Origin of the sequence: Enterococcus sp. CWB-B31 (assembly GCF_020567645.1) — a bacterium.
GTDB lineage: Bacteria > Bacillota > Bacilli > Lactobacillales > Enterococcaceae > Enterococcus_L.
Map to the genome: position 1 here is coordinate 196,504 of NZ_JAJDJW010000003.1, position 19,246 is coordinate 215,749.

The following is a 19,246-nucleotide window of genomic DNA, read 5'->3' on the forward strand; positions in this document are numbered from 1 at the left end:
GAAATTGTGTTAGAAATTCTATCAAGTATTATGGATGCATTTGGAGCGGCAATTGTCGTTCCAGTCATTATTTTCTTTATTGCGCTGATTATGAAGGTTAAGCCTAAAAAGGCATTTACTGCAGCACTGAATGCAGGGATTGGACTTACTGGTTTTAACATGATAATCGGAGCCTATTCACCGATAGTCACTCCAGTTGTTCAGAGAATGGTTGAAGAAACAGGCGTAAATCTGCGTATTTTAGATACAGGATGGCAGGCAACGAGCGTGGTTGCGTATTCTACCCAAGTAGGAATGATCTTTTTGGGTCTGGGGCTTGTGCTGCAGCTGGTTCTCTTTGTTTTGAAATACACTAATATCTTCATGCCTTCAGATCTCTGGAATAATTTTTCATTTATGTTGTGGGGATCTATGCTCTATATTGCAACGGGTAATTTATGGCTGTCAATTGGCTTGATGGTTCTCTCGAACTTGTACAGTCTGGTATTCTCTGAAGTGGTTGCTAAAAGATGGTCAACCTATTATGGTTATCCAAAATGTACAATGACTGCGCCTCATCATATATGCTCTGTTCCGCTGGCTATAGGAATGGATTGGATTTTGACAAAATTGGGGGCCAATAAAGTACAGTGGAATCCGGAAAAAATTCAGGATAAGCTGGGCTTCCTCGGTGAGCCTACCTCACTTGGATTTATGTTGGGGCTGATTTTGGGCTTTGCAGGTAATTTCATGCGTTTGAACACGATGGAAGGCTGGGGAGAGATTGTGACAGTGGGAATAGCGACGGCAGCGATTATGGCCATTTTCCCGAAAATTGCAGGAATTTTTGCTTCTGCCTTTACGACGATTACGGATGCTTCAAAACGGACTGCAAAATCCGGTGGGAAAGACCGTGTTTGGTACTTGGCAATTAATGATGCGGCTGGGTATGGTGAAACAGCTACTTTGCTCACCGGTATGCTTTTGATGCCGATTATTTTAGTCCTTGCAATCATTTTGCCGGGCAATGAAACCTTGCCGATGGTAGATTTGATAGCAATTCCCTATATGATAGAATTGATTATTTGTATTTCAAACGGAAATATTTTTAAATCTCTGATTTCAGGCACTATTTGGTGTGTCGGCGGCTTGTACATGATTACAGCAGTAGCTCCTACTTTCACAAAGGTTGCTTTGGATGTTGGGGTGAATTTACCGGAGGGTGCGCTGCTTATCTGTAGTTTTGCAGTGATGACCAATCATATTATGGGCGGTTTATTCCTGATATTTATGACGCAGAATCCTCTTTGGATTGGGCTTTCTGTAATTGTTTACATTGCAATGTATCTTTTTGTGCGGACGAAAAGAGAAGTCATTCATGATTATCTTGAAAGACAGGCTGAATTAGAAGAAAATGTACAAATGGCATTGGAGCAGGAGGCGGTATAATGGTAAAAGTAGTCGTAGTTGGTGATCGGCTGGTCAGCAGTGAAACATTAAAAGAAGCTGCACTGCAGTTGACTATTGGAGCAGAAATTGAAGTTATGGAATTTAACTGGCACGCTGATTTGACAAAAGATCAGTTTCAGGAAAAAATTCTTCAGATAGAAAAAGGCGGACCGGAAGCTGTGCAAGTACCGGAAGGGATTGTTGAGGCGATGGCGGATGCAGACTATCTGCTTGTCCATATTGCGCCGGTTTCAAAAGAGATGCTGGCGAATGCATCGCAGCTAAAAATGATTGGAACCTGTCGAGGCGGCTTGGAGCATGTAGCTGTGGATAGTATAAAAGAAAAAAATATCCCGCTGATTCATGTCATTAGGAATGCTGAGCCGGTAGCAGATTTTACAGTTGGACTGATTTATGCTGAAACACGAAATATCGCCAGAGGTCATCGGGATGCAATGACAGGAAAGTGGACAAAGGCTTTTCCAAATGATCCATACAAAACAACGATTGATCAGTTGAAAGTCGGCTTGATCGGTTTAGGCTATATTGGAAAACTGGTTGTAAAAAGATTAAATGCGTTAGGTGTAGAAGTCATGGCATATGATCCGTTTGTTGATCCGGAAAGAATAAAAAAAGAAGGTCTGTCTGTAGAATTTAAAGAGCTGGAAGAGGTTTTTTCGGAAGCTGACGTTCTGTCGCTGCATATGCGAGTGACACCTGAAACAACGAATATGGTCAGCGATCATTTGATTTCACTGATGAAGCCCAGTGCCTATTTAATAAATACAGCCAGAGCCGCTGTACTGGACAAAAACGCATTAATAACAGCCCTGAAAGAAAAGAGAATTGCAGGTGCTGCGCTTGATGTAATTTGGAAAGAACCCATTGAGATGGACGATCCTTTATTACAGCTGAATAATGTGACTCTCACCCCACATATTGCAGGCGACACCATTGATGCGATTCCAAAATCTCCTTATTTGTTAAGGGATGTCATTAATGCGTATTTAAAAAACGGCATAAGTGATATGCTGATTAAATTATAACTAAGAATCATCAAAAAGAAAAGATTTCTTCAGTTGTATTCAGACTATAAAATATATAAAGTTTCTATTCAAAGAAATAAATATACAACTTTTTCCAAAGTGTTGGGAATTTGGTTAGCTGAACGCTGACTCGGTATGTTTTCAGAAGCTGGGTCAGCAGTTCTAAAAATTGAACGTGAATGCTGATAATGAAAAGGAGATGTTCTTATGGATTCAATGATGAAGCGAATAATTGAAATGATTTTGAATACACCCGGTGTCGCTTCACAGTATCTGAAGGATGAACTGCACGTCAACAAAAGTCAGCTGGATTATCGAATCAAAAAGATTAATGACTGTCTGGAAGAAATGGGCTTTCAAAAAGTAAAAAAAAGAAACCAGCGCTACTTTCTTTCTGTCAGTGCTGCACAGCGCCGACAGCTTTTAACCTCAGGTTCATCATTGATCCATCTTCAAGGGCATGAACGCCAAATCTATATTATTCTGTTGGTTATTCTGTATAAAAACTTAACTTTGGGGATGCTGGCAGAAAAATTAAGTGTCAGCCGTAATACCATTCTGTCAGATATTAAAACAGTCGAACCTTTCTTGGCAGCCCGACAATTGGGGATTCGTTCAACGAGGGCAAAAGGCTATTTTCTGACCGGTGAAGAAATTGCTGTTCGTAAATTATGGCTGTATTTGGTGAAAGAAGAAATTGAAAAGGACTTTGAGCTGAAGTTTTTTTATGAGCTCCTCTCGATTGACAGAGACAAACTTCACAGAATTGATCAAAGAATCAGTTTAATGGAAAAAGAACTTCAGCTGTACTTTTCAGAAGTAAAGATTTCCTATTTGAGAATGATTGTTTATTTATCTCTTGTTCGTTTTTCGAATAAGGAAGAAGTAGCAGCCCGAGATATTGCCGGCTATGGCGATTTGTTAAACCAGGAAATTTTTCATGTGGTTGAACAACATTTCAGCAGTCTATACTCGGAAAGCTCAGTACAGCCGTATGACCAGGAACTTAGGTTTATCATCATGCATGTTCTAAGTATTAATATCGTCAAGCGAACTTCTTTTAAACAAAGCCCTGAACTGTTAAAGGCGATAAAACACAGTATTAATTATTTTGAAAAATCCAGTATTACATTTTTTGAAAACAAGCAGGAGTTGTGCGACGTGCTTTATCAGCATATCATTCCTGCCAGCTATCGTATTCGCTTTGGAGTGCCGGATGAAGGAGATCTATCCCAGTCTATCAGACAAGAGTACAGAGAATTTTATTTTATTGTGAAGAAGGCAGTGTGCCCTGTTGAACGGATATTGGGGATTGAGTTTGTGGAGGAGGAATTGTCGTATATTCTGATTATTTTCCTCAGCTTTTTAAAAGGAGAAAAGATAACCGAAGAAAAGCAAAAAACTGCAGTAGTTGTTTGTATGCACGGTGTTTCTGTTTCCCGACTGCTTTTGGAAAATTTAAAGGAGCTGCTGCCCGATATTCTTTTCAAGCGCTATATGTCTTTGCGTGAATTTTATGAATTGAATCCCCAAGTGGATATTGTTTTTTCAACAGTTGGTGTGGACACGGATATTCCTACATTTTTTATTAAACATTTCCTGACTGACCATGAAAAAAGAACTCTTAAAAGAAAAGTAGAAGGTACTATATTTAGCCGTTATTCCTATAGTGAAGGAATAGATTCTTTGAACCTTGATGGGCTGCTGCAGGTTATTGAAAAGTATGCAGATATTCGTGCAAAAGGACAATTAAAGCAGGAGCTTGAACAATTTTTGTTGCCGGATAATGACAATGAGGAAATCACAGGAAGTCTGGTTTTTAAAGACGACTATTCTTTACTGGAGCTGCTGCCAAGACAAAATATTCAAATTTATGACAAAGCGTTGAATTTTAACGAAGCCATTCGTTTAAGCGCAAAACCGCTGCTGCAGAATGGTTCAATTGAAACCGGCTATGTTGAAAAAATTCTTGAAGGCTATAATCCTGAGTATCCCTATTTTGTGATTGCGCCTGAAGTAGCCATTCCGCATGATGGACCTGAAAATGGAGTAAACAAGCTGGGGATGTCATTCCTTCGAGTCAGAGAACCTATCCCTTTTTCAAAAGAACTTTCAGTACGAATCATTGTGATGATTGCACCAAAAGATAAGAAAACACATTTGAATGCAGTGACGACATTATATAATCTTGTGAATAATGAAGCATTCCGTTCAGCACTTTTGACTGCTCCTTATGAACAGGATATTTACGAGTTGTTCTTTAATGAACTGACTGAAAATAATAAAGGACAGACAAAACAGAAAATATATGAATAGAGGAGGAATTTTATGGTTAATCGAATGATTTTAAACGAAACATCCTATTTTGGTAAAGGAGCAATTGAGGAAGTTCCGGCAGAATTTAAAAAACGGAATTTTAAGAAAGCAACCGTGATTACCGACAAGGAGCTGATTCAATTTGGTGTAGCGACAAAAGTTACAGATTTACTGGACAAGGCGGGAATAAACTATACCGTTCATGATGGCATCGTTCCGAATCCGACGATCCAGAATGTGAAGGACGGGGTGATGGCTGTTAAAGAAGTGGGAGCTGACTGTATTATCGCTATCGGCGGCGGGTCGCCGATTGATACAGCCAAAGCCATTGGAATTATCGTGACAAATCCTGAGTTTGCAGATGTCCGAAGTCTGGAAGGTGTTGCAGATACGAAGCAACCCTGTCTGCCGATTCTGGCGGTGCCGACCACTTCAGGCACTGCAGCAGAGGTAACGATCAACTATGTTATTACTGATGAAGAAAATCAGCGCAAGTTTGTCTGCGTAGATCCGCACGACATTCCTATTGCGGTATTTGTGGACAGTGATATGATGATGGGGATGCCGAAGAGTCTGGCTGCGGCAACCGGCATGGATGCCATGACCCATGCAATTGAAGGCTTTATTACCAAGGGCGCATGGGAAATGACGGATATGCTGCACCTGAAAGCAATTGAGATTATTGGTCGATCATTGAGAGCTTCCGTAAATGGTGATGAAACCGGAAGAGAAGCATTGGCACTGGGGCAATATATTGCGGGAATGGGCTTTTCCAATGTCGGATTGGGACTGGTTCATGGAATGGCACATCCGTTGAGCGCTTGGTATAATATTCCGCACGGCGTTGCCTGTGCTTCATTACTGCCGACCGTCATGAAGTACAACAAAGCATTTACCGGCGAAAAATACCGTGAAATCGCTGAGGCTTTAAAAATTGAGGGCGCAGAAACGATGATGATTGAAGAGGCAAGGGATGCCGCCTGTGAAGCAATTGATCGTTTAAGCCGGGATGTAGGCATTCCGGCGACTATTTCAGAGCTGGGTGTGAAGGCCGAAGACCTGCAGAAGATTGCCGAGGATGCATTTAAGGATGTCTGCACACCAGGCAATCCAAGAGATACCTCAGTAGAAGAAATCATTGGACTGTATCAGAGTTTAATGTAGAGACTTGAAGCGATAAGTAGTACGAAGTGCTAGGTGAAGGTTATAAATTTTTTCAAAGGGATAATCTGACTGATATTGAAAAATATCTTCCCTTTGAATTTTCTATTTTGAAGGTTACATACAAATGTCTTTGTGTTACAAAAGAATTAGAAATAATAAAATGGAAAAAGACCCGTGAAGGTTTGCCTCTTCTCTGAATAGTTAGCTTCTGACTAAACGATCAAGAGGATATTCAACCATATTTCGTTTTTTTTCTACATTTCGGGTAAATAAAAGATCCCTGTTAGACGTTGCCAACAATTAACAAGGACCAAATAAAATTTTTTTTCTACCTCCATTCTAGGGCGTGTCTGAAAAGTTAGTGGCATTCGAATTTTTCAGTGATTATTGTTGAAATCAAAGAAGAAAACACAGCTTATGTGGTTCATAAGCGAGTATTTATGACGAGGAGTTCGATAAAAATCATCAAACTATTCGCTGCTTGAGTTTTCAGACACACCCTAGTACGGGTAATGTTTTTTACACTTTTTACTGTGCACAGTTTCGTTAAAAAGAACTGACTGTAAAGTCAGTTCCAAATTTTTTATGAGCGATGTGAGACTCTGGCATATGCCATCTTACTTTTTCGGGTTAGGGAAATAGCGGTAATTGCTGCGATAGAAATCAGGGAGCCTGCTGTCAATATTTTTTTCATGTACATCATCCTTTCTTTCTAGTAAGAGCTGCCTTTTTAGGCTGGTAACATATATCTATGATTAACCCTACAAAGGATAGGGAAATGTGGACGGCAGGATTCGAACCTACACCTCTGGAAATTGAGCACAAACATCTGTTAAGCCTCAGGAGAGTAAAAACACCACGTTCATCCACAGAATAATTATTTTAGTTGTAAGTAATTTTTATTTGATGTGTATGGAGAGACAAGGCTCTCCATAACAATTAAAAATTGGGGTTTTGCTTCTGACTCTCTTTATAAATTCTGAAGATAAAACCCAAAAAAGAAAATCCAATTCCTTGAAACAGCCCCTTTCTTATTAACTGAATTCATCATACTCATTTAAAGTGAAATGGAGCATAAAAAAATTGGAAGAATCTGCTTTGAATCGTGAAAGTTCTGTGAACTCTTTTAAAAAAGAGTTAAAAGGGTTATTTTTTTCTTTGAATGAAGCAGAAGCTATAGAAGTAATAGAAGAAGAATGATTCTATTTTGTGAGATAGTTGGAATGAGAAATAAAATCTTAATACTTTCTTTGGTATTTGCTTAAAGGATACTAATTTAAACAAGCCAAAAAAGAACAGGAAGATTCAGAAAACAAAATCTTGTCTGTTCTATTTGAGCTTTATTATAGTAAATTCTTTTCTTCAAGTTCTTTTTTACCGTCTGCAATATAGTGGAGATCATTAACATCTTCAATAGTAAACGAACCATCCTTATAAGTCAGTGTTGTCACACTGCCGTTTTCCAATCCGATTTGCATAGGCAGGTCGTTATCAATTAGAGACAGCAGGAACGAAATAGTCAGACCATGGGAAACAACCATGATGTTGCCGCCGCCATCTTTTTCTCTGTAATGTGCCATATCTTCGAAACCTGACCAGACACGTTCTTTGATCTTTTCATAGGGCTCTGCCCAATTGGAGGTGTCGGCTTCAATGATTGCATCCGCCAAGTTCTTATAACTGATGGTTTCTGACATCATTTCATCATAATTTTTAAATGCTAAAATTCTGGGAACAACCCCCCATAGTTCGCCATCATATCCACCATCTAACGAACCAAAGCACCACTCTCTGATGCGTTTGTCTGTACGATAGGGAATACTTTCCCCCTGCAGATGCTCCTGTAAAATAATTCTTGCCGTCTGCATGGCTCTTCCGCTGTCGCTGGAATAGGCTTCTTTAAAAGGAATTGTTTTTAAGCCGGCACCCAGCTGTTGGATGACCAGTTCTCCTTCAGCAGTCAAAGGTGTATCTGACCAGCCCTGTGTTCGACCGATCGTGTTAAACATTGTTTTTCCATGACGGATAATATAAAGCTTTGTTTCTGTCATTTTTTTCACCTCAGTTAGTTTTTATGATTGGAAAAATGGATTGGTTTTCTTTTCATGCTCAACAGTTGTTGCATCTCCATGACCCGAGTAAACTGGAAATTCACCTGGTAGAGTGAAAAGGTAAGTGGTAATACTGTGAATAAGCTGATCAAAATTACCTGTTGCCAAATCTGTTCTACCAATGCTTCCTCTAAACAGCGCATCACCACAGACAACAAAATCATCAAAAATAAAGCTGACACTTCCAATAGAATGTCCTGGGGTGGGGACAACAGTAAAGCGCATACCGCTGATTTCGTATTCTTTCATTTCAAATTCATATTCAGCTGACTGAACGATAATATCCGGAATATCATTATGCCGACCCAATCCGGACAAGTTCATGACAGGATCAGAAAGCCAGCTTTGTTCCAATGGGCTAACATAGACTGGAATGTTGTAATGCTTCCGAAGCTCCTCAACAGCACCGATATGATCATAATGTGTATGGGTCAGTAGGATAGCTGTAGGCTTCTTTCCGGTTTTATCCACTGCTTGAATTAATTTCTGAGCCTCTGCTCCGGGATCGATAATCAGCAAGCCCTCTTCATTGTAAATAAGGTAGCAGTTTTCCTGGATAGGGCCGGTTTTAATTCGCTCAATTTTTAGCATCGTATCAGTACCTTTCTTTATTGTTCTTTTATAAGTATACAACAATTCATGGGAGGAAAACAAAGGTCTGGGATTGTTTTGTCGATAATTTAATCTGATTCAAACAAGCCTTCTTAATTAAAAAGAAAAACGTGGTTGATGAAGACCTGTCTTTTTGGTATTTGTTTATCTAAAAATGAGCTGTTTTTTAGGGACTTAGAGAACTGCTGATAAAAGTAAAATCAAACTTCTTGTAAAAGTCTTTGGATGCGCTAAGAATTCCTTTGACATTCGTCTGAAAATGGTGTAAATTATCATGGGTAGAAAAACCGAACGTTTTTTATTTGATAAAGCTTTTTATTACGTGTTTTTGTCCCGAAACTATTAAATTGCTAGGAGATAGTAGAATGAAAGTTTTTGATTATGAAGATGTTCAACTGATTCCCAACAAATGTATTGTCAACAGTCGTTCTGAATGTGATACAAGTGTAAAGTTAGGTGCGCACACTTTTAAAATGCCTGTCGTTCCTGCGAATATGCAGACGATTATTGATGATAAAATTGCAGAATTTTTAGCTGAAAACGGCTATTTTTATATTATGCACCGCTTTGATGAAGAAGCACGGATTCCGTTTGTTCAGCGAATGAAGAAAAGAGGACTCATTACTTCTATCAGTGTTGGAGTAAAGGAAGAAGAATATGTGTTTGTTGAAGAATTAGCCAAGCAAAATCTGATCCCAGATTATGTAACAATTGATATTGCTCATGGGCATTCCAATGCAGTGATTCGCATGATTCAGCATTTGAAACAGACGCTGCCGACAACATTTGTCATTGCTGGGAATGTAGGAACTCCAGAAGCTGTTAGGGAACTGGAGAATGCGGGAGCGGATGCAACAAAAGTGGGTATCGGACCTGGTAAAGTCTGTATTACGAAAATAAAGACAGGGTTCGGAACCGGCGGCTGGCAGTTGGCAGCATTACGCTGGTGCGGTAAAGCTGCACGTAAACCAATCATTGCAGACGGCGGAATTAGAACGCCTGGTGATGTAGCTAAATCTGTTCGATTTGGAGCGACAATGGTCATGATTGGTTCTTTATTTGCCGGACATGAAGAATCTCCAGGAGAAACAAAAGTAGAAAATGGTGTGGTATACAAGGAATACTTTGGCAGTGCCTCTGAATTTCAAAAAGGGGAAAAGAAAAACGTTGAAGGGAAGAAAATCTGGATTCGTTACAAAGGAAGACTTTCTGACACACTGGTTGAAATGCAGCAGGACCTTCAGTCTTCCATTTCTTATGCCGGCGGGAGAGATTTAGAATCCATCCGCAAAGTTGATTATGTGATTGTGAAAAACTCAATCTTTAATGGAGATACTATTTAGGTTCTGTCTGAAAACTCTAGCGGTAAGTATTTTCGATATTTTTATGGAACTTGTCGTCATAAATTTTCAGATACGCCCTAGTAAAATACAGGAGAGACGACAGTAATGAGTTAGTTATCCATTCCTCTGAAAAAGCCTATCGACTTCTTTAATTAGTTGTTGACAGGCTTTTTATTTATACAGTAATTTTTATCCAAACAAAATAAATAATCTTTTCAACACATTTTACTTTACCTATCGTAGTAATCATGTTAATATAATTACAACGACAGACGTAGTACGTTAGATGAAGTAATTTGGAGGTGATTCAATGATCGGAAGCGATGCAATTAGAGGATATAATGACACATTCATTTTAACGATTCTTTCTGAAGGTGATTCTTATGGATATGAGATTTCCAAACAGATCAGAGAAACCTCTCAGAAAAATTATTCTATAAAAGAAACGACATTGTATTCAGCCTTTACCCGTTTGGAAAAAAACGGATATATTGAATCATACCCGGGACAGGTGACTCATGGGAAAAAGAGGACATATTACAAGATTACAGAATCAGGAGCAGAGTACCTGTTGGAAAAAATTAAGGAATGGCAGTTGACAAAAAAAGTCGTTGAATGCTTTATTAAGGAGGAAGACTGATGAAAACAATTCAAGACTACATAGAAAGCCTATTTCTGGGAATTCAGGAAACTGGGCAGATCAGGAAATTAAAAGAAGATCTTTTGGCCAGTGCCGAGGACAGATATGATGATCTGAAATCACAGGGGAAATCTGAAAATGAAGCAATCGGCGCTGTAATTACTGAATTTGGCAACATTGATGAACTACTGGAAGAAATGAATATGAAGCAGGAATATACTGACGAAACTGGTCAAGAGATTGATGAAATTTCAGTTGAAGAAGCTAACGGATTTTTACAGGTACAAAAGAAAGGTGCTTTGTTTATCGCTCTGGGTGTAATGTCTATTCTGATTGGGTTATCAGCATTTTTCGCAGCAATGGCAATATGGAATAATGGAGGTTTTGAAGAGGCAATAAGCATTGTGGGGCTCTTTCTTGGAGTTGCTGTGGGTGTTCCATTGTTTATCGTTGCCGGCATCAGCATGACCAATAACAAGAAAAATCTGGATGATCGGCTTATTCCGCTTCAGGTGAAAAAAATGGTTGAGAAGATAAAAGGGGACTTTCAGCGCTCCTATGTATTCAGTATTTCGGCTGGAGTGGTTCTTTGTATCTTGGCTGTTATTCCTTTAGGTGCGATGCCTATTATGGGTGATATGGAAGAATTTCCGCTTCTGGGTATGTCTATTGCGTTTCTTTTTGTTTCAGCAGGGGTCTTCCTCTTCATCTATGCAGGAGTTATCATGGGAAGCTTTACTCAGCTGTTAAAGCATAAATACTTTATTTCTGATGAAGATAAATTGGGTCCTCGTGCGAAGGAGGAAAAAAATAGAAAAAAGCCGCAATTCTGGCTGGTTATTGAAAAAATCTATTGGCCGCTTGTTGTTGTCAGCTATCTTTTTCAAAGTTTTATCGCCGGAAACTGGGGGACTTCTTGGATTATTTTTCCAATCGCAGGGATCATTTTTGGAATTCTGGAAAGTATTTTTACCAGTGAAAAATAACTTATTATAAATCCGGTAATAATAAAAGAAGCGTTTGGCTGCCAAACGCTTCTTTTATTTACCTGAAAATAGTAGTCATTGCTTTTTTCAAAGGGAAATACACGAGTGACACAAAAATGATTGTAATTGTCACATTCAAAACTGTTGCAAGCAGCATGGATAAAGCGCTGGAAAATGCCAGTTGAAAGCTGCTGCCTGCAAATAGGGCCAATGCTGTATTTTTCAGCTGTGTCATAATGATTTTTGCAATCCCCGTCACGATTGCAACAGTCATTAATTTTTTAATATTGTCAATGTTGTTATGAAAAGCCATCATTGCGATAGCGGCTGCTCCGCCAACAATAAAGCTTTCTATGATGAAATAAGGTGCTTCCGCAGCAAAGCCATTCATCAGATCAAAAATTGCAAAGCCCAGACCACCTGCCAAGGCTCCTCTAGTATAGCCTAACAACAAAACGGCGAGTAGCAGGACAGCATTTCCCAGATGAACAAAAGCCCCTGTAGGCAGAGGAATTTTTATCATTGTTCCTACAATGGTTAAGGCGGTAAATAGTGCTACAAGTACAAGCGACAGTGTCGTATTCTTTTTTGCCATATTCCGGACTCCTTTATTTCGTCATTCGTTTTTCAGCTTGGTTATAAGCACCATGCCACACGTGTCCCAGAAATGGATTAATTTTTTGTCCATTTTCAATAGCTGCTGCAACAAATTCTTTTGCTGTCTGAACCGCCTGTGCCACTGTATACCCTTTTGCCAGTCCGGCAGTAACAGCTGCAGCAAACGTACATCCGGCTCCATGATTGTAATCTGTAGCCAGCTTTTTGTTTTCCAGTAAAGTAAAGGTTTGTCCATCATAAAACAGATCAACTGCATTCTCGGTAGGAAGTCGATGACCGCCTTTTATCACAACAGATTGAGGACCCAATAAAAGAATCTTTTTAGCTGCTTCTTTCATCTGATCAATGGAAGTCAGGGCACCCATTTCGGATAGAATGCCTGCTTCAACCAAATTTGGAGTGGTGATAGTCGCTGTAGGAAGAAGATGTTTAACCATTGCCGCAACATTTTCCGGCTGCAGCAGTTCACTTGTTCCTTTACAGGCCATCACAGGATCAATCACAACATTCTTCATATCAAATTTATCGATATACTGTCTGGTAATTTCGATTGCACCAACCGTTCCAAGCATACCGGTTTTCATACCGTCTAACGCCCCGCCAGCAAAAATTGTTTTTAATTGTTTTTCCACTAGTTCCGGCTCTATAGGGGTCACAAGATGACTCCAGCCTTCATCAGGATTCATGGTAACGATACTCGTCAGAGCAGAAAAACCAAATGTACCAAATTCCTGAAATGTTTTTAAATCGGCTTGAATCCCAGCTCCGCCGCTAGAATCAGACCCCGCCACAGTTAATACTTTCTTTATCATTGCTGTACCTCCCTGATTGAATGTTGTTACAATAGTTATATTCTAGCGCAGCGTTCTATTGACAAAAACAGCCAATTGGATTATTTTTAACTCATCCAATTTTTGCGGAGGAAGTAAGTATGTGGGAATTAAATAAAGAAAAAGGTCTTCCTGTTTACAGAAAAATTATCGAACTGATCCTTTCGTATATTAGAGAAGGGGAACTGCTGCCCGGAGAAAAGCTGCCGGCTGAAAGACGATTGGCAGAAAAGCTTGGTGTCAATCGTTCAACGGTTGTCCATGCATTGGAAGAACTGGAGGATATGGGTTGGCTGATTCGAAAGCAGGGGAGCGGTTCGTTTGTTGCAGAAGGGAAATGGGGAATCGCCTCAACTGCACGGACAGACTGGCGAAGATATCTGGAGCAGAATGCATTTAATAAAACAGAACCGTTTATCGAAAAAATGAATCAGTTAATGAGTGAAAATAGTGATCAGATACTGGATGTTTATACAGGGGAGCTGCCCTTGGAGCTGATTCCCAGCTTTGACATCCCGCCGCTGACTTGGAAGCATTTTTTAGAGGAAGAAGAACAGGACGACTTCGGTTATTTACCTCTAAGGGAATCCATTTGCCGAATGGTTGAAAAGGAGTATGACTTTTCTCTTCAGAAGGAGTCGCTGCTCATAACTTCCGGGGCTCAGCAGGCCTTGTTTCTGATTTTGCAGGTTCTTTTAAGAGCGGGAGACAGTGTCGCTATTGAAGACCCGTCTTTCTTTTATGCTCTGCCGATTTTTCAGGCAGCAGGAATTCGACTCTACGGTGTACCAATGGACGATGAGGGAATAGAATTGATGAGTTTGGAGCAGTTAATTCGTCAGCACAGAGTGAAGATGGTCATGGTAAATCCCTCCTTTCAAAATCCGACGGGGAAAGTAATGGGCGTTAGGCGGCGACAGGAGCTGGTTAAGCTGTGTCAAAAATATCAAATCCCTATTGTAGAGGATGATGTATTTGGTCAATTAAGTGAAATTTCTGCAATACAGATTCCCCCCCTGAAAAAATTAGATCCTGAGAATGTTCTTTATATAGGGTCACTGTCTAAAATATTAGGCTCTACAACGAAAATCGGTTGGCTGAGTGCGCCGCCGTCAGTCAATCGACAAATTGCTGAAGCGAGAAAAATAATGGATTTTTCATTAAGTATTTTCCCGCAGCTGCTTGGTAATATTGCATTAAATGATCCATCATTTGATGAAAAGCTTTCTTTACTGAAAAATGAAGTTCATCAACGCGGAGAGGCAGTTTACACTGTTTTGAAAAAGCTGGAATGCTGGAAAGTGGAGAAACCGCAGGGAGGCTTTTACCTATGGGCGACTTTCCTGGGAAAAGAGCTTAAACAAAATGACTGGCAGCAGTTTCTCAGAGAAGGGCTGCTGGCGGCACCTGGTTTTCTGTTTAGCAGAGATCGAAACAGTGTACGTATCAACTTTTCGAGAGTTTCAGCAGAACAGCTTCCACTATTCAGACAAAAGATAGAAAAAATATCAGAAAGTATTTTTAAAACCACTGAGAGCAGAAAATGACGATTAGCTGTTTAGAATTTAAACTTTTTTGAACAAATATTGCTGCTGCCAACGCTCAGTTAAAATAATACTAGTTGAGAAGATTTTACAAACATTGTCCACTGGCTCTTTTGTTGGAAAAAGCAGAATAAAAAAACTCAGTTTCTGAGCTGGAATTCACCGTAAATATGATAGAATAAACTGGAATGGAGGGAAAAGTATGAATGAAACAATGAAGGTATTAGTGAATAGAAAGACACATAGAGATTTTGATGAGCAGTATGTTATACCGGAGGAAGCGCTGAATTCCATTTTAAAAGCGGCCAGACAGGCACCCAGCTGGATGAATGGTCAGTTTTACAGCATCTTTGTCATTCGGGATGAACAGATAAGAAAACAACTTGTAGAATGGAATCCCGGGAACCCTCATATGTTGAAAAGTTCTGTTTTCCTCATTTTTGCCGGTGATCTATACCGGACACAATGTGTCAGCGAAGAATACGGAGTAGAAAATTTGACTTCTGAAAGTATTGATTCTACTCTGATTGCTGCAACAGATGCTGCATTGGCATTGGGAAGTGCTGTGACTGCTGTTGAAAGCATGGGGTTGGGCTCTGTTGTGGTTGGAAGTATTCGCAAACATGGGAAAGAAATCAGCGAGCTGCTGGAAATGCCTGTGGGAATGTTTCCATTGTTTGGTTTGAGTATCGGTAAGCCGACTGTTGAAATGAAAGTGAAACCAAGGCTTCCGAAAGAGACGATAATTTTCCATGAAAAATTTACATCTTATCCGTATACCTTAATAGAAGAATACGATGAGACCATGGAAAAATTTGGAGAAGTCCGTGAAACAAAATTATGGAGTAAGAAATTTGCCGATTATTTTTCATCCAAACCAAATCGGTTGATTGATCAACTGTTGAAACTTAAAAGGGTATTTAAATAGAAATAAATCGGATATTGAGATTAACTGGGATCTGGCTGGAAGCTGTTGAAGAAACGAAAATTTCAGGGATTTTAAATGCAAGGACTCGTTCCTCTGCTTCTCTGAATGCTCGTCGCATGCCTGATGGTCATACAAGGCATGCTGAAATAATTATTTTCAGTACAACATTCAGTAAAGCTATATATGTTTCCTTTGGCTGCTTACGGTTTTTTATTACATTACTTTCTTAAGCGAAGAAGGAATGCTATACTGTTAGAAGAAAAAACAAAGTATGAGAGGGGTTTTATTCATGTCTTGGGAACAAGTATATGAGCAATGGCTAAATGAAGAAAATTTACCTGCAGAATTGAAAGAGGAGCTTAATTCACTTGCTGATGACAGTGAAAAATGCCAGGATGCATTTTATGCTCCTTTGGAATTTGGGACAGCAGGAATGCGGGGGATTTTGGGTGCCGGAATTAACCGAATGAATATCTTCACTATTCGTCAGGCAACTGAAGGTCTGGCGTTGTTTATGGACGGACAGGACGTTGAAACAAAAAAACGCGGGGTGGCAATTGCATATGATTCTCGTCATAAGTCACCTGAATTTGCAATGGAGGCTGCGAAAACATTAGCCCAACACGGAATTCCCGCCTATGTATTTGAAAGTCTGAGACCAACCCCTGAGCTTTCTTTTGCAGTGAGACATCTTAATGCTTTTGCCGGCATCATGATTACTGCTTCTCATAATCCTGCTGAATATAATGGGTATAAAGTTTATGGTGCTGATGGCGGACAAATGCCTCCAGCAGATGCAGATGCTTTAACTACTTATGTTCGTTCAGTAGAAAATCCATTAAAAGTTGAAGTTCTGTCTGAGGAAGAAGGTAAGAACCGTGGCTTGATCACAATTATCGGTGAAGAAGTCGATAAAGAATATCTGAGTAAATTGAAGTCTGTAACGATTAATCAGGAATTAATCAATGAAATGGGCGGAGAATTGAAGCTGATTTATACACCGCTGCATGGAACAGGGAAGATGCTTGGAGAAAAGGCACTGAAGCAAGCTGGCTTTACTCAGTTCTCGCTTGTTTCTGAACAGGCAGTTGCAGATCCTGACTTTACAACAGTTAAGTCTCCAAACCCGGAAGAACATTCAGCTTTTGAATATGCGATTCGTTTGGGGGAAAAAGAAAATGCGGATTTGCTGATTGCGACAGATCCTGATGCGGACCGTTTGGGTGCAGCTGTTCGTCTTCCTGACGGCTCTTATCAGGTTCTAACTGGAAACCAGATTGGTTCTGTTATGCTTCAATATATTCTTGAAGCACATAAACAAGCAGGAACATTACCTGAAAATGCAGTAGTTCTAAAATCCATTGTATCCAGTGAACTGGCAACTGCCATTGCTGAAAAATACAACACAAAAATGGTTGATGTACTGACTGGATTCAAATTTATTGCCGAAAAAATTGAAGAGTACGAAGAAGACCATTCACAGACATTTATGTTTGGGTTTGAGGAAAGCTATGGTTACCTCGTAAAATCATTTGTCCGTGATAAAGATGCCATTCAGGCGCTGGTACTTCTTGCAGAAGTTGCTGCGTATTACAAGAAGCAAGGAAAAACGTTATATGACGGTTTACAGGATATTTTTGCAGAGTATGGCTATTATAAGGAAAAAACAATTTCAGTTACACTGAGTGGAATTGAAGGAAGCCAAAAAATTAAAGAATTAATGGCGAAATTCCGACAAGAAGCACCAAGTGAGTTTGCAGAAGTTTCAGTGACTAAAACAGAAGATTTCAAAGAATTAGTCAGTCGAACTGCGGATGGGAAAGAGGAAAAAATCTTAACGCCGCCGTCTGATGTTCTGAAATATTATATGGGAGATGGCAGCTGGATTGCTATTCGACCTTCCGGTACTGAACCGAAGATTAAATTTTACGTGGCAACTATTGGCACAAGTCATGAGAACGCAGATGAAAAACTTGCTGCATTTGAAAATGCAGTAAACAAAATTACTGAATAGCAAAACTCTAATGAGAAGAGGATGGTTAATAATTTGCGTTAAAATTATGCCATCCTTTATTATTTAAGAAAAAAGTTTTTTAGTATACTTTTCCAGCAGAGGTTTTCTTAATTTATACATATGCAGTAAGAAAGGGGAGCAATAAAATGAATATTGGTTTTATCGGCGCAGGACAAATGGGCGGTGCAATGATTGAGGGCTTGCTCAAAGTAAAAACTGTTTCCGCTAAACATCTTTTTGTGAAGGGCGGTTCCAGCGGCACAGCAGAAAAACTTCAGAAAAAACTTAAATTCCAGCTGCTTCCTGACTACGAGCAGTTTAAAAACTGTAAACTGATTTTTATCGCAACTGGTGCAAAAATTGTTTTGCATGTATTGAAAGAGCTCGCTCCCTTTCTGTCTAAAGACACCGTGCTGATTTCGGTTGCTGCCGGACATACAATAGCAGAGGCTCAGGCAGTTTTAGGGAATGAAAGCTATGTTGTTCATGCTATTCCCAATACCCCAGTCAGCGTAAATGAAGGAATGATTGGTGCAGCTTATTCAGATAATTTGCCGAAAGAAGAAAAGGAAGCGGCTAAAAAGATTTTGGAAAGCCTTGGAAAAGTGGTGGAAGTTCCAGAAGATCTTCTTGGAACTGTCGGAACAGTGGCGGGATGCAGTCCTGCATTTGTAGATGTGTTTATGGAAGCTTTGGGTGATGCAGCTGTAATGGAAGGCCTGCCAAGAGCGCTCAGCTATGAGATTGTCGCACAGATGATATTTGGGACGGCTCGACTGGCGATAGAATCCAGAAGACATCCGGCTGAATTAAAAGATGATGTAACTTCTCCGGGAGGAACCACCATTAAAGGAGTTGCCGCTTTAGAAAAAAATGGATTTCGTTATGCGGTCATTGATGCAGTAAGACAGGCAAATAATGCATAGATAACAATTTATATTGAAAAACGCAAAAACTTTGTTATCCTATCCTTCAGCTGTTAAGCTGAGAGCGGTTTGAACTATTCAAAGTAAAAAATCTTATAAGAGCAGTAAAAAACAGTTTCCGGTTTTACAAAATATGAAAACCGAATTAACGGCGGCACAGAAGCAGTTCCTTCGATAATAAACGAAATTGTTGAGAGACACTGTTTTATAAATAAAATGGATGTTGAACAATACCATCTGGTCACTAAAATAAATGAATTTTTTTAGTGAATTTCTTCTTACTGTCAGAAGATAAATGCTTTCGTCCCGACTTCACGGAAAGAGTTGAGAGTTATGGAGTTAACCGAAGAAATTCAACAAGTCAGTCAGCTGTATAAAGTATTAAGTGATCCTACACGATTACGTATTTTACTTGTTTTGAAAAAAGGTGAATTAAATGTAACGGCGATAGCTGCAGAACTTGACATGGAGCAGTCAGCAGTGTCTCATCAATTGAAGCTGCTGAGACAAAGCCGTGTTGTAAAATCAAGAAGAGATGGGAAAACCATTTATTACTCATTAGACGATCATCATGTTATTGATATTTTAACGCAGACCTTTGAACATATTAGTCATCACTAAGGGAATAATAGTTAAGGGGAATGTACGCCTAGAATCCTTGATTTAATAGCATTTGGAGTTAGTTAGAATTGTTTGAAATCAGTTAAAGCGACTTGAACTGTCTCCGAGATTGTCTCCAA

At 39.6% G+C, this 19,246-nt stretch carries 16 protein-coding genes; 12 read left to right on the forward strand and 4 right to left on the reverse strand.

Translation table 11 applies throughout. The features are described from left to right. Positions 1 to 6 precede the first annotated feature (6 nt). From LI954_RS05050 to fucO, 4 genes are all read left to right on the forward strand, one after another. A complete protein-coding gene (locus tag LI954_RS05050; RefSeq protein ID WP_229440906.1) occupies positions 7 to 1,428 on the forward strand; it encodes a PTS galactitol transporter subunit IIC in 1,422 nt (473 codons plus the stop codon). After that, complete coding sequence (locus tag LI954_RS05055; protein WP_229443869.1) at positions 1,428 to 2,474, forward strand: 2-hydroxyacid dehydrogenase; 1,047 nt, start codon at positions 1,428 to 1,430, stop codon at positions 2,472 to 2,474. Before LI954_RS05050 ends, LI954_RS05055 begins: the two co-directional genes overlap by 1 nt. Positions 2,475 to 2,681: 207 nt before the next feature. Beyond that, complete coding sequence (locus LI954_RS05060) at positions 2,682 to 4,790, forward strand: BglG family transcription antiterminator (protein WP_229443870.1); 2,109 nt, start codon at positions 2,682 to 2,684, stop codon at positions 4,788 to 4,790. A gap of 12 nt (positions 4,791 to 4,802) precedes the next feature. Beyond that, positions 4,803 to 5,954, forward strand: a complete 1,152-nt coding sequence (fucO, locus tag LI954_RS05065) for a lactaldehyde reductase (RefSeq protein ID WP_229443871.1) — start codon at positions 4,803 to 4,805, stop codon at positions 5,952 to 5,954. Positions 5,955 to 7,297: 1,343 nt separating this feature from the next. On the opposite strand, the gene LI954_RS05070 is transcribed toward fucO, so the two are convergent. Continuing rightward, positions 7,298 to 8,005: a histidine phosphatase family protein gene (locus tag LI954_RS05070; RefSeq protein WP_229440909.1), complete on the reverse strand. Its 708-nt coding sequence runs from the start codon at positions 8,003 to 8,005 to the stop codon at positions 7,298 to 7,300. A gap of 21 nt (positions 8,006 to 8,026) precedes the next feature. Continuing rightward, positions 8,027 to 8,656: an MBL fold metallo-hydrolase gene (locus LI954_RS05075; protein ID WP_229443872.1), complete on the reverse strand. Its 630-nt coding sequence runs from the start codon at positions 8,654 to 8,656 to the stop codon at positions 8,027 to 8,029. Between the two features lie 386 nt (positions 8,657 to 9,042). Between LI954_RS05075 and guaC the strand changes: the two genes are divergently transcribed. The 3 genes from guaC (at position 9,043) to LI954_RS05090 (ending at position 11,646) form a co-directional block, all read left to right on the forward strand. After that, complete coding sequence (guaC, locus tag LI954_RS05080; RefSeq protein ID WP_202065764.1) at positions 9,043 to 10,020, forward strand: GMP reductase; 978 nt, start codon at positions 9,043 to 9,045, stop codon at positions 10,018 to 10,020. Positions 10,021 to 10,330: 310 nt separating this feature from the next. Then, positions 10,331 to 10,660 carry a PadR family transcriptional regulator gene (locus LI954_RS05085; protein ID WP_202065766.1) on the forward strand — a complete coding sequence of 110 codons (330 nt, stop codon included), beginning with the start codon at positions 10,331 to 10,333 and terminating at the stop codon, positions 10,658 to 10,660. Then, positions 10,660 to 11,646, forward strand: coding sequence for a permease prefix domain 1-containing protein (locus LI954_RS05090; RefSeq protein WP_229443873.1), 987 nt, complete (start codon positions 10,660 to 10,662; stop codon positions 11,644 to 11,646). Before LI954_RS05085 ends, LI954_RS05090 begins: the two co-directional genes overlap by 1 nt. A 58-nt stretch (positions 11,647 to 11,704) precedes the next feature. On the opposite strand, the gene LI954_RS05095 is transcribed toward LI954_RS05090, so the two are convergent. Further along, entirely contained in the window at positions 11,705 to 12,241 is a 537-nt protein-coding gene (locus LI954_RS05095; protein WP_229443874.1) for an ECF transporter S component, read from the reverse strand. 13 nt (positions 12,242 to 12,254) lie between these two features. Then, a complete protein-coding gene (thiD, locus tag LI954_RS05100; protein ID WP_229443875.1) occupies positions 12,255 to 13,076 on the reverse strand; it encodes a bifunctional hydroxymethylpyrimidine kinase/phosphomethylpyrimidine kinase in 822 nt (273 codons plus the stop codon). Between the two features lie 119 nt (positions 13,077 to 13,195). On the opposite strand from thiD, the gene LI954_RS05105 reads away from it, so the two are divergent. The 5 genes from LI954_RS05105 (at position 13,196) to LI954_RS05125 (ending at position 19,127) form a co-directional block, all read left to right on the forward strand. After that, positions 13,196 to 14,641 carry a PLP-dependent aminotransferase family protein gene (locus tag LI954_RS05105; RefSeq protein ID WP_229443876.1) on the forward strand — a complete coding sequence of 482 codons (1,446 nt, stop codon included), beginning with the start codon at positions 13,196 to 13,198 and terminating at the stop codon, positions 14,639 to 14,641. A 199-nt stretch (positions 14,642 to 14,840) separates the two neighbouring features. Then, positions 14,841 to 15,566 (forward strand): nitroreductase family protein, encoded by a 726-nt coding sequence (locus LI954_RS05110; RefSeq protein WP_229443877.1) that lies wholly within the window; start codon positions 14,841 to 14,843, stop codon positions 15,564 to 15,566. 289 nt (positions 15,567 to 15,855) lie between these two features. After that, positions 15,856 to 17,580 carry a phospho-sugar mutase gene (locus LI954_RS05115; RefSeq protein ID WP_229443878.1) on the forward strand — a complete coding sequence of 575 codons (1,725 nt, stop codon included), beginning with the start codon at positions 15,856 to 15,858 and terminating at the stop codon, positions 17,578 to 17,580. 146 nt (positions 17,581 to 17,726) lie between these two features. Next, complete coding sequence (proC, locus tag LI954_RS05120) at positions 17,727 to 18,506, forward strand: pyrroline-5-carboxylate reductase (protein ID WP_229443879.1); 780 nt, start codon at positions 17,727 to 17,729, stop codon at positions 18,504 to 18,506. Positions 18,507 to 18,839: 333 nt separating this feature from the next. Further along, entirely contained in the window at positions 18,840 to 19,127 is a 288-nt protein-coding gene (locus tag LI954_RS05125) for an ArsR/SmtB family transcription factor (RefSeq protein ID WP_202065793.1), read from the forward strand. Positions 19,128 to 19,246: the final 119 nt, after the last annotated feature.